Consider the following 12,121-nt stretch of genomic DNA (forward strand, 5'->3'; position numbering starts at 1 on the left):
GGGCGAACCGTGACGAAACGCCATTTCCGTCCGTTGTCAGGTGAGTTGGCAGCCGGCGTCGCACGGAACGCGTCGCCCAACGGGCGCCCCACGGATGTCGCAACCGTCGCCCGCTGTGCATGATGACTGCTATTCGATGACTGCTACTCGGTGTGCGACCTGTTGGTTGTCCACAGCCTGTGGAGGCGGCGATGCGCTGGTTGGTGGGGTGGAGCCGCGGCGCCGCCGGAAGCGGCACGGAGGCCCGGGCCGACGCACCCGACCGGTCCGACCGGCCCGAGTCGCCCGGCCCCCCGGTCGAACCCGTGGGCGCCCGCCTCCTGTGGGGCGAACCGGCACCCCTGTGGGCCGTCGGCGACTGGCGCCCCGACGAGGTCCGCGTCGTCCACGCCGACGCCGACACCCGCCTCGCCGTCCTCGGCCGCTGCGGCGCGAGCGACGACGCCCTGCGCTCCGGCCTCCTCGCCGCGCGCGGCGGCGCGCTCCGCCACCTGACCGCCTGGCCGGGCAGCTACACCGCCGTCGCCCGCGTCGGCCGCCGCCTCACCGTCGCCGGGGACCTCGCCGGCGCCCGGCCCGTCTTCCACGCCGCCTGGTCCGGCGGCACCGCGTACGCCACCGCGGCCCTCCCGCTCGCCGACCTCGTCGAGGCCGAGCTCGACATCGGCTACCTCGCCGCGCTCCTCGCCTGCCCCGACTCCCCGGAAGCCCTCGCCGACGGCACGCCCTACACCGGCGTCCGGCGCGTCCCGCCCGGCCACGCGCTGGTGCTGCGCGACGGCGCGCGGGACGTCACCGGGTACGAACCCACCTCCTCGCTCGCCGTCGCCGCGCCCCAACTCGACGCCCGCCAGGCCGTCGAGGGCGTCCGCGAGGCGATCGTCGAAGCGGTACGGACCCGGCTCGCCGCCCCGCGCCACGCCGTGGAGTACGGCGACGGGCACGTACCGGGCGGCGGCGCATACGTGCCGGGTGACGGACACCTGTCGGGTGACGGACATGTGCCAAGCGGCGGCGCACACGTACCGGGCGGCGGACACGTGCCGGACAGCGGCGCGTACGGCCACGGGCGCGCCCCCGGCATGGGGACCGCCCCCGGCATGGGGACCGCGACCGGCGCGGGCCCCGCCCACCGGCGCACCGCCTACCGTCGTGGACCGGCCCCCGGCGTCGGCGCCGACCTCTCCGGAGGCAGCGCCTCCGGCACCCTGGCGCTGCTGGCGGCCGGGCTGCCGGGCCTGCCCGGCACCCCCCTCGGCTTCGGCAACGGAACGGGCGAGCGACTGCTCGCCGTCACCTTCAACGACCTCGCCTCGGACGGCGGCCGCACCCGCGAATCCGAACTCGAACGAGCCCGCGCCATCGCCGCCAACCCCCGGCTCCGCCACGTCATCGTCGCCGCCGGAACGGAAGCGCTGCCGTACGCCGAGCTGTACGACGGCCCGCTGACCGACGAACCCGGACCCGCGATCGCCTCCGCCGCCCGGCACCGCAGGAGACTGGCCGCGGGCGGTGCCGACCACCTCGTCGGGCACGGCGCGCGGCAGGTCCTCGACGCCCACCCGGCCCGGCTGGCCGACCTGTTGATGGACCGCAGAAGACGCCACCTCCTGAAGCCCGTCTCGGCGCTGGCCCGCGCCGACGGCCCCTCGGCGCACTCGCTGTTCGTCCCCTTCACCGTCTACCGGGCGGCGCGGCGGCTCGCCCGCACGCCCTACCGCGAGGGCCTTGAGGCAGCGGCGGCGCAATTGCTGACCCCAGGGGCGTACGGCCCCATCCCGGGCGCCCCCGCGACGGGCGGCCCCGTGGACGCCTCACTGGCCGCCCTCACCTGGTGCCGGCCCGGGCCCGCCGCCCGGTGGCTGACCGGCGAGGCGCTCGCGGAAGTATCGGTTCGTCTCCAGAGCGCGGCGGTCCGCGCCAACGGGCTGGCGCAGCGCCCCGGCGAACGCCGCGCCGCCGCCGCGCTCAGCCGGCACGCCGCCGACCACCGCGTCCTGGAGCAGGCGGCGGAGGTGCGCGGCCAGCGCCTCCACGCCCCCTTCCTCGACAACCAGGTCGTACGGGCCTGCCGCGCGCTCCCCGAGGCGCTCCGGGTGCAGCCGGGGGCGCGCGCCTCCGTGCTGCGCTCCGTCCTGGCCGGCGCGGGCATCCGCGAACTGCCGCCCGGCTGGGGCGCCCCTTCCCACGCCGCGCACGCGGCGGCCGGACGCGCCGGCATCGGGGCCTCCCTGGGCCCGCTCCAGGACCTCTTCGCCACCCCGCTCCTCGCCGACGCGGGCCTCGTCGACGCCGGCGTCGTACGGGGAGCCCTGCGCGCGGCGGCGAACGGCGCGCCGCTCGCTCTGGACGGGCTCGCCGAACTCGTCTCGGCGGAGGTCTGGTTACGCCGTCTCCTCGCCCGGCGCGGCACCTGCTGGACGGGCCCGGCGGCCCCGAGCCGCCGCGCGGTGGCGGGTGGCGTGCCGCCCCGGCCCAGCTTGTGAGGACGGGACGGCCGGAGAGGCCGGAGCCCGTCCGGACGGGGCTTGTCCTCTCCGGAGAGGACAAGCCCCGTCCGCGGAGGACCTGACCGGCCTAGCCGCAGCTGATCCGGGCCAGCGCCCAGTCCGGCACCGCCACCCGGTCCCACGCGGACACCGGCTGTACGACCAGGCGCAGCGTCCTGCGGCCCGCCAGCGGCACATGGACCGGCACCGCCGCCTGCCCGGCGCGCACCGGGCCCGAACTCCACAGCCGGGTGCCGTCCGCGTAGACGGAGAACGCGACCGTGCCCAGGCCGAACGACATGTCGTCCAGACCCGCCATGGCGTCGTAGGACGTACAGGACCGGTTGAGGTCGATCGTCACCGACGACGCGGCATGGACGGTCACCCCGTGGCGGTACGCCGTGCCGCCGATGCGGACGCCGCCGTACCGCTGCCACAGCCAACTGCTCGCGCCGAACCGCACCTCGGGCTGCGAACCGTCGCCGAACCCGCTGTACTCCAGCCGGTTGAGCGGGAACACCGCTGGGGGCCGCGGCTTGTGCGTGGGCTCGGGGTCGGGCGTGGGGTCGGGCTTGTGCGTGGGCCTCGGCTTGGGCGTGGGCTTCGAGGTGTCAGAGGTGTTCGACGTGCTTGAGGCGCTTGACGTGTTCGAGGTGGGAGAGGACGGGTGGGCCGTGGGGGCGTGCGCGGTGGGCCGGGACTCGGACCCCGACCCGGCCATGGCGGAGGCCGAGGCCGACGACGACGCGGAGGCCACCGGAGTGCGCGACGCCGACGGGCCGGGCGCCGAGGGCGAGGCCCCGGCCGACGTGCCCGTGCTCGCGTGCGCGCTCGAAGAACCCGCCACCGGCTTCGCCATCAGCGCGGGCGGGGCCGTCGGGCCCGCCGAGGCGGTGAGCCTGGGCGTGGCCTTCGGCGCGCGCGGCGTCGGCAGGGCGGGTGCGACGGTGTCCTTGGCCAGCGGCTTCTCCGGCGGCGCGGACGTCCCGGCCGCCAGGGTGTACGCGATGACCGCGCCGACGGTGGCCACGGTCCCGGCGACGAGCGCGACCTTCGCTGCCAGACCGAGCCCCTGCGCCGCGACCCCGGACCCGGACGCGCCCGACCCCGCCGCACCGGACCCGGCCGTCCCCGATCCCGAGGTCCCCGATCCGGCCGTTCCCGATCCCGACGCGCCGGAGCCCGCCGTACCGGACCCGGCCGCCCCGCCCGACCCGGACCCGCTCCCCGCGGCGCCCGCGCCTCCGCCCCCGCTTCCCCCCGACCCGGCACCGGAACCAGCACCCGCACCCGCACCGGCGCCCGTCCCCGCGCCCACATCCGCGCCGGCACCCGCACCCGCGCTCACGGCCGCGGCTCCCGCCGCGCCGGCCGCTCCCGCGGCGAGGCCGGACGCCGCCTTGAGCGACCAGTCGGCGGCGAACCAACCGATGACCGCGACCGGCAGCAGCCCGCGCAGCCGCGAGTTGACGTCCGCGACCTCCCGCGCCGCCATACGACAGCGCGCACACCCGTCCAGATGCCTACGCATCCCCCGCTCGGCCCGGGCCCGCAGACTTCCGCGCGCGTACGCGCCGAGCCGGTCCGCGTAGCGCGCGCATTCGCCACCGGTCGTCAGCGACGTACTCACATGCGCCTGGAGGTACGCCTGCCGCAGCCCCTCGCGCGCCCGGTGCGCCAGCACCGCCGTGGCGTTGGCGGTCAGCCCGAGGAGCGGGGCCACCTCGCTCGGCGACTCCTCCTCCACGGTGGTGTGCCAGAGCACCGTCTGCCACCGCTCGGGCAGGCTGCGGAACGCCCGCACCGCCAAGGACTCCTCGGCCTCCTGCATGGCCCGCACATCCGCGCCGAGCCCGAGCGTGTCGTCCTCGTCGGCGACCGACGCGGCCGCCGACGAGGTCGCGAAGACCGCGAAGTCCTCGACGAGATGCTCCCGCCTGGTCGTCCGTCCCCAGGCCGCCGCGACCCGCCGCACCGTGGTCAGCAGATACGCCCGCACCGCCGTGTCCGGCCCGGCGCCGCCCCGTACCGCCTGGAGCGTGGCGGCGAAGACCTCATTGGTCAGGTCCTCGGCGGTGTGGTCGTCGCGGCAGCAGCTGAGGGCGTACCGGCGGACCGCGCCGGCATGGCGCCGATACAGCTCCTCGTACGCTCCGGTGCTCTCGCCACCGCGCAGCTGTGCGACCAGCTCGAGGTCGGACGGTGGCACATCCGTGGCTTCCTGGTCTTCCCGCACCCCGGCATCATCGACCGGCGCACCGTCCCCGGTACAACCGACGGCATCGGTATGAGCGGGAATGCCGGAAGCATCCAGGTCTGTCACCCCCGGATCGGCGTCCACCCGGCCGCTGTCCCTCGGTGCCGGCACTCCCGATCCGACGGGCCCGAACCACAGGTCCAGGGCACCGGAGAGGGAGTCGGGACCCGGATCGGGGGAGGCCGCGGACGGCCCGCCCTGACCGGGCACCTTGTGCGGCGGCGAAGGATCGCCGGCCCCGTCGCTTCCGCGAGGCTCTTCCCGCCCGTCAACACTCATAGCGCAGGCTCCCCGTACACGCCGGCACACTCGAACTCCGAGCAGCCTGGCATACGGGAACGCGGCAGGATCACTTCACCAGCGGCAACCACCCGTCCGGTCCCTGGCCGGGCCGGAATACCGATGGTCACGAGAACCGATAGAAGCCGATGCAAACCGGTGAAGAAGAGAGTGAAGAAGAGGGCGGTTGTCGGCGCCCGCGACCTGCGTCGCCGCCGCCGACAACCGTCACCTCACGGCTTCCGCCGACGGGCTACCGCGCGGGACGGGACCGCAGGCCCTCCAGCAGGATGTCCAGCAGCCGCGACGAGGCCGCCGCCTGCTGTGCCGCGTCCGGCAGGGACGGCGCGGCCGTCGCTATCACCAGCAGCACATCCGCGACGGTCACATCGGCGCGGAGCTCACCCGCCGAGCGCGCCCGCTCCACCAGCCGGCCCACGACGTCCAGCAGGGCCGCCGCACCAGCGTCGTCCCGCTCCTGGACCGCCGCCGGCCGCTGCTCGACGAGCCGCAGCTCGTGCAGCTGGCCCCCGGCGCCCACGGGCTGCCGCTGCTGCGGCACCCGCGCCGGAACCCGCTCCCGGAGCTCCTCGGCCTCCACGTCGACGCCGACCCGCAGCACCTGCGGAGGCAGCAGCCGGCCCGCGCCCGACGCCACCGACGTGCGCAGGAACCGGGACAGCGCCGACCACGGCTCGTCCTCCTGCCCCAGCGCGGTGCGCGCCTGCTCGGTGAGCCGTGCCGTCTCCTCCTCGGCTATCCGCCGGACCAGCACGTCCTTGCTGGGGAACCGGCGGTAGACCGTCCCCACTCCCACCCGGGCCCGGCGCGCCACGTCCTCCATCGGCGCCCCGTACCCCAGCTCGCCGAAGACCTCGCGAGCCGCCCGCAGAACATGTTCCAGATTGCGCTGAGCGTCCACGCGCAACGGCGTATTACGGCCACTCGTGCCGTCGGCCGTCGTCGCGACAGCGGCAGACCAATGAGAGCTCTGAATGGTCATACGTTCCCCCGGTTATGACGTCTCCCCCCGGAGACTCCCCGCCCTGACTGCCGGGGCGTGTCTCGACACCCCGACGGAGTACGAACATAGTTGAGCCCAGGTCAAGAAAGAAGGGGGTAGTTCCGCACAGGCCGTCCCCGATTGGAGTACGGGCCTGATCCCCTTTGATTCTGCACCACCGCTCCGCCCCGTCGCATCCCCCCTGACCTGCGAATTTTTCCTACTTGACGGGCCTCCTCGCACGGACGGATCAGCTCCGCGACCGGTCGTACATTTCAAAGTGGCTGTGGACAAACCATTGAGAGCGATGCGTCATGGGAAGGAGCTGTGCCACAACGCGAGGACGATGCCAGGACGACGCGGCAGCGCGAGGAGGAAGAGGGCCTTGGAGAGCGGAGCGGCGCGTGAGAGGCACGAGGGACGGCAGGAGCGGGAGGGAGCGGAACCCGCACCGACCGGAACCGATCCAGCCACCGAGGCACCCGCCACCGAGGCACCAACCCCCGAAGCCTCAACCCCCGACGCCCCCACCCCCACCCGTACGCGCATCCTCGTCGTCGGCGGCGGCTACGTCGGGATGTACGCCGCCCTGCACCTCCAGCGGAAGCTCAAGCGCGGCGAGGCCGACATCCTGGTCATCGACCCCGAGCCGTACATGACCTACCAGCCGTTCCTGCCCGAGGCCGCCGCCGGCTCCATCCAGCCCCGCCACGTCGTCGTGCCGCTGCGTCAGGTCCTCGCCAAATGCCAGGTCCTCACCGGCGAGGTCACCGCCATCGACCACAAGAACCGCACCGCCACCGTCAAGACCCTCGCCAGCGAGGAAGAAGGCACCGGCGCCGTCGACCTCCACTACGACGAGCTGGTCCTCGCCCCCGGCTCCATCTCCCGCACCCTCCCCATCCCCGGCCTCGCCGATTACGGCATCGGCTTCAAGACGGTCGAGGAGGCCACCGGTCTGCGCAACCACGTCCTCGAACAGCTCGACATCGCCTCCTCCACCCGCGACCCCGAAGTCCGCTACGCCGCCCTCACCTTCGTCTTCGTCGGCGGCGGCTACGCGGGAGTGGAGGCGCTCGCCGAGCTGGAGGACATGGCCCGCTACGCCACCCGCTACTACCACAACATCCAGCCCGAAGACCTGAAGTTCATCCTGGTCGAGGCGAGCCATCGCATCCTCCCCGAAGTCGGCGCGGAGATGGGCCAGTACGCCATCCGGGAACTGCGCGGCCGCAACATCGACGTACGCCTCGACACCCGCCTCCAGTCGTGCGAGAACCGCGTCGCCGTGCTCAGCGACGGCTCGCGCTTCCCCACCCGCACGCTCGTGTGGACCACCGGCGTCAAACCCCACCCCGTCCTCGCCGCCACCGACCTGCCCCTCGACGAGCGCGGCAGGCTCGTCTGCACCGCCGCCCTCCGCGTGGACGGCGTCCCGCACGCGTGGGCCGCCGGGGACGCCGCGGCCGTCCCCGATCTCACCGCCGGGCAGGCCGACGCCACCTGCGCCCCCAACGCCCAGCACGCCGTCCGCCAGGCCAAGGTCCTCGCCCGGAACGTCATCGCCTCCCTCCGCGGCCACGACCTCCAGGACTACCGCCACAAATACGTCGGCTCCGTCGCCTCCCTCGGCTTCCACAAGGGCGTCGCCCACGTCTACGGCAGGAAGCTCAAGGGCTACCCCGCCTGGTTCATGCACCGCGCCTACCACCTCAGCAGGGTCCCCACCCTCAACCGCAAGGCACGCGTCCTCGCCGACTGGGCCCTCGCCGGACTCTTCAAACGCGAGATCGTCTCGCTCGGCTCACTGGAGAACCCCCGGGCCGAATTCGAACTCGCGGCGGGCACGGGCCGCCACCCGGAGGCCAGCTGACGCCCGGTGAAGGGCACGGTCCTTCAGCCGGAACCCCCTTTTGGGACGCGGCGTCTGACGAATGTCGGACCCGTCGGCCACACTGGACGTGTGACCATGGGTGGGCTGGTAGCCGCGAAGAGTAACAATCATGAGGATCCGGACGTTTGCTGCACTCCCCCGGGGGCCGGCCCCCGCACCGCAGACCGCGCCGCCGAGCCGGGCGCGCGGCACCGCCACCCCGCAAGGCACCCCACGTCGCCGAGCTGACCCGGAACGACTCCGCGAGGTAATCCTCAGTGAACTTCACCCGCTGGAGCGCCCGGCTCCCCGGAACGCAGCGCCGAGCAGCTGCGCGCGCCGACCGCACGCCCGCCACGCCCCCGCAGCCCCCGCCTCCCGACGGCGGCGGTCCCGTCGGCCCAGGCACCGTCGGCCCCGGCACCGTGCCCGCCGCCCGGGCCGGATCCGCCCCGGCGCCGGACACCGAGCCCGTCCCCCGCCTCGACGCACTCTCCGTCCACGACATCCTCGGCACCGTCCCGGCCCTCGTCGCCGTCGTCTACGGCCCCGAGCACCGCATCGCCTACGTCAACGACGCCTATGCCACCCTCTTCGGCCCCCGCACCCCCGGAGCCCCCGCCCGCGAGGCCCTCCCCGAGCTCGTGGAACTCGGCCTGCTCCCCCTGATGGACCAGGTACTGCGCAGCCGCAAACCCCGCACGGTCAAGTCCCGCCGTGCCCCCGTCGCCGCCGGCCGCCACGGCTACTACACCTTCACCTGCACCCCCATCGACGTCGGCGACCCCCGCGTCGGCGGCGACGGCGCGCCCGGTGAGGGAACGACTGGTGAAGGATCGACGGGTGAGGGAACGGCCGGCCACGGCGACGGTCGGCGCGGCGTCCTCGTCTTCGCCGCCGACGTCACCGACCAGGTGGAAGCCGCCGAACGACTGCGCGCCAGCGAACGCCGCCAGCGCGAGGCGGCCGTCACCCTCCAGCGCAGCCTCCTCCCGCAGGAGCTGGAGCAGCCCGACGACCTCCGCGTCGCCGCCACCTACCAGCCCGGCGGCAGCGACACCGCCGTCGGCGGCGACTGGTACGACGTCATCACCCTCGGCGCCGGCCGCACCGCCCTCGTCATCGGCGACGTCATGGGCCGGGGCGTCCGCGCGGCCGCCGTCATGGGCCAGCTCCGCACCGCCGTACGGGCCTACGCCCGCCTCGACCTCCCGCCCCACGAGGTCCTCCAGCTCCTCGACGGCCTCGCCGCCGAGATCGACGCCACCCAGATCGCCACCTGCGTCTACGCCGTCCACGACCCCAACGAGGGCCGCCTCGTCTACGCCTCGGCGGGCCATCTGCCGATCCTCGTCCGCGACCCCGACGGCACCGTCCACCGGGCCGCCGAGCCCACCGGCCCCCCGCTCGGCACCGGCGGCTGGCTCCACACGTCCGGCAGCATGCCCCTCGGCCCCGGCTCCAGCGCCGTCCTCTATACGGACGGCCTCGTCGAGCGCCGCCACGAGGACATCGACGAAGGCGTCGCCGCCCTCGAGCGGGCGTTCGCGGGTGCGACCGGCTCACCCCAGGTCATGTGCGACCGCCTCATCCGCGCCCTCGGCGTCACCCAGGAACACGACGACGACGTCGCCATGCTCGTCCTCCAGCACCCCTTGCGCACCGGCCACGACGCCGAGCTCTTCCACAACGCCGCGCTCGAGCTCCTCGGCGGCATCGAGGCCGCGCCCCGGGCCCGCGCCTTCGCCTCGGGCGTCCTCGCCAGCTGGCGCTTCCCCACCGAGCTGCGCGACCTGGGCGTCCTGGCCGCCAGCGAGCTCGTGGCCAACTCCCTCCAGCACGGCGAACCGCCCATGCGGCTCCGGCTGCGCCGCACCGACCGCCGCCTGATCATCGAGGTCACCGACGGCGACGACCACCTGCCGCGCCGCCGCCGCGCCGAGCCCGCGGACGAGGCCGGCCGCGGCATCTCGATCATCGCCACCATCGCCTCGTCCTGGGGGTCGCGCCGCACCCCGGGCGGCGGCAAGGCCGTCTGGTGCGAGTTCGCGCTGCCGGGTACGGGTGCGCATATGTAAAAGGGGTGGGCCTGACCGGAAGCTTTCACTTCCGGTCAGGCCCACCCCTTTACATATGAACGTCAGGCCGCGACGGGCACCCGCTCGCTGGACTCGGTCCCGGGACCGGTCTCGGTTCCGGTCCCGGCAGGGCCCGCCGCCCGGGCCCGCTGCGCGCGAGCGACGAGCGGATTGTCCTGCGCCGCGGTGAGCCCGCGCCCCAGCCGCAGGGCCAGCGCCGTGATGCCGAGCGAGCACATGATCAGCAGCGTCACATAGACACCGGACAGCCCCAGACCCACCAGCAGTGCGCCCAGCAGCGGCCCCGAGGCCATCGCCAGCTGCTTCACGAGGGCGAAGGCCGAGTTGTACTGACCGATCAGCGACGCCGGAGCAAGGTCCGCCACCAGCGGCGCCACGGTCGGCGACAGCATCGACTCACCGACACCGAACAGCACGTACGTGGAGATCAGCAGCCCCGTGGCCACCGCCTGCGCACCGTGCACCAGACCGGACAGCGCCGCGGCCACCCACGCCACGGTCCAGATCAGCCCGACCAGCGCCATGACCCGGCTGCGCCGACGGCCCTCCACCAACTTCAGCACGACGAACTGCGTCACGACGATCGCGGCCGTATTGGCGAACAGCGCGAGGCCCAGCGTGGCGGGGGAGACGTGGGTGACCTCCGTGGCGTACGCCGCCAGCCCCGACTCGAACTGTCCGTAGCAGGCGAAGAACATCACGAAGCCCAGTACGCACAGCCACACCATGGAACGGTCGCGCAGCAGGGTGCGCCACGCGCCCTCGGGCCGGCTGTCCGTCGGCACGGCGTCCTCGACCCGGGGGGACTCCGGCAGCTTCACGGTCGCCACCGTCGCGCCCAGGACCAGGAACATCAGCGACTCGATGCCGAACAGCCGGATGAAGCTCGACGCGGCGTTCTCGTCGACCATCAGACCGCCGATGAGTCCACCGACACCCAGGCCCAGGTTGTTGAGGAAGAACTGGGTGGCGAAGGAGCGCGAACGGGTCAGGGGCGTCGAGCACCACACGATCATGGTCGCGAGCGACGGCTGGATCACCGCTATACCCGCACCGAGTGCGGCGGCGGAGGCGATGACCAGCGGCGTCACGCTCGACAGGCCCAGCCCCAGCGAACCGATCGCCGCCGAGACCGTACCCACGATGGCCACGGGCAACGGACCCCGCCGGTCGATCGCCCGACCGGTGAAAGGCAGCACGACGAGCGCGGCCACGGCCAGCGTGAACAGCGTCAGACCCGCTGTCCCCGCTCCCAGGCCCCGCACCTTCGCCACATAGACGTAGAGATACGGAACCGTGAAGCCGTTGCCGAACGCGCTCAACGCGTTGCCCAACTGGATCCGGCGCAGTGCCGCGCCCATCGCGGTGGTCACTCCTCACCCCTCAAGCTTGAAGACTTCAACCCTAAACTTCGAAGCTAAAGAGTACATGCCGAAGGGCTTTAGCGCCAATGATTTCTGCGATACTGCCGCTCATGGCAGACACCCCCGGGCCCGCCGAGCCGAGCCTCGAAGAGCAGATCGCCGTCTACCAGCGCGAGTTCCAGGGCCTGGATCCGCAGGTGGAACGCGTCGTCTCCGCTCTCAGCCGCCTCAACCGCCGCATGAACGTCGCGTACGGGCGCCAGACCGCGGAGCTCGGCATGGGCAACGCCGAGTGGGAGGTCCTCAAGGCCCTCGTCCTCGCCGGCGACCCCTACTGCCTGGGCCCCGGCGACCTCGCCAAGCGCCTCGGCCTCACCCCGGCCGCCATGACCCACCGCATCGACCGCATGGTCGCGGAGGGTCTGGTCACCAGGGAGAGGGACGAGAACAACCGCGTCCGCGTGATCGTCGGCATCACGGAGGACGGACGGGCGAAGTGGCTGGAGGGCCTGCGCAAGGCCACGATCTTCGAGGAGGAACTCCTCCAGGACCTCTCCACCGACGAGCGCGCCCAACTCGGCGAGATGCTGACCCGACTGCTGCGCCGGGTGGAGCGCACCCAGCCGGACGCCGGGGGCCGGCTCACCGACCTCGAATGAGCTCGAACGGGGGTGGCCGGAGCCAGTTGACACAACCCCACCGGATCCATAGTGTTCTCCGAGTTGTCACGGGGCCGGTACGGTCCCAAGATAGCCAC

At 73.6% G+C, this 12,121-nt stretch carries 7 protein-coding genes; 4 read left to right on the forward strand and 3 right to left on the reverse strand.

Annotation, left to right across the window (positions count from 1 at the left end; all coding sequences use genetic code 11):
• Window positions 1–191: 191 nt before the first annotated feature.
• Window positions 192–2,486, forward strand: coding sequence for an asparagine synthase-related protein (locus ACX9I7_RS30130; protein WP_459389122.1), 2,295 nt, complete (start codon window positions 192–194; stop codon window positions 2,484–2,486).
• Between the two features lie 91 nt (window positions 2,487–2,577).
• Here the strand turns inward: ACX9I7_RS30130 and ACX9I7_RS30135 are convergent, their stop codons facing one another.
• Window positions 2,578–4,698, reverse strand: coding sequence for a sigma-70 family RNA polymerase sigma factor (locus ACX9I7_RS30135; protein ID WP_459389123.1), 2,121 nt, complete (start codon window positions 4,696–4,698; stop codon window positions 2,578–2,580).
• A gap of 580 nt (window positions 4,699–5,278) precedes the next feature.
• Entirely contained in the window at window positions 5,279–6,028 is a 750-nt protein-coding gene (locus ACX9I7_RS30140; protein ID WP_358624080.1) for a TetR/AcrR family transcriptional regulator, read from the reverse strand.
• Window positions 6,029–6,575: 547 nt separating this feature from the next.
• Between ACX9I7_RS30140 and ACX9I7_RS30145 the strand changes: the two genes are divergently transcribed.
• Together ACX9I7_RS30145 and ACX9I7_RS30150 are read left to right on the forward strand one after the other, a co-directional pair.
• A complete protein-coding gene (locus tag ACX9I7_RS30145; RefSeq protein ID WP_387577824.1) occupies window positions 6,576–7,901 on the forward strand; it encodes an NAD(P)/FAD-dependent oxidoreductase in 1,326 nt (441 codons plus the stop codon).
• Between the two features lie 278 nt (window positions 7,902–8,179).
• Window positions 8,180–9,979, forward strand: a complete 1,800-nt coding sequence (locus ACX9I7_RS30150) for an ATP-binding SpoIIE family protein phosphatase (protein WP_459389124.1) — start codon at window positions 8,180–8,182, stop codon at window positions 9,977–9,979.
• A 62-nt stretch (window positions 9,980–10,041) separates the two neighbouring features.
• Here ACX9I7_RS30150 and ACX9I7_RS30155 read toward each other — a convergent pair whose 3' ends face one another.
• Window positions 10,042–11,373 (reverse strand): MFS transporter, encoded by a 1,332-nt coding sequence (locus ACX9I7_RS30155; RefSeq protein WP_459389125.1) that lies wholly within the window; start codon window positions 11,371–11,373, stop codon window positions 10,042–10,044.
• Window positions 11,374–11,474: 101 nt separating this feature from the next.
• Between ACX9I7_RS30155 and ACX9I7_RS30160 the strand changes: the two genes are divergently transcribed.
• Complete coding sequence (locus ACX9I7_RS30160; RefSeq protein WP_459389126.1) at window positions 11,475–12,023, forward strand: MarR family winged helix-turn-helix transcriptional regulator; 549 nt, start codon at window positions 11,475–11,477, stop codon at window positions 12,021–12,023.
• Window positions 12,024–12,121 lie beyond the last annotated feature (98 nt).

The sequence above is a fragment of the Streptomyces sp. L500 genome, assembly GCF_054551825.1.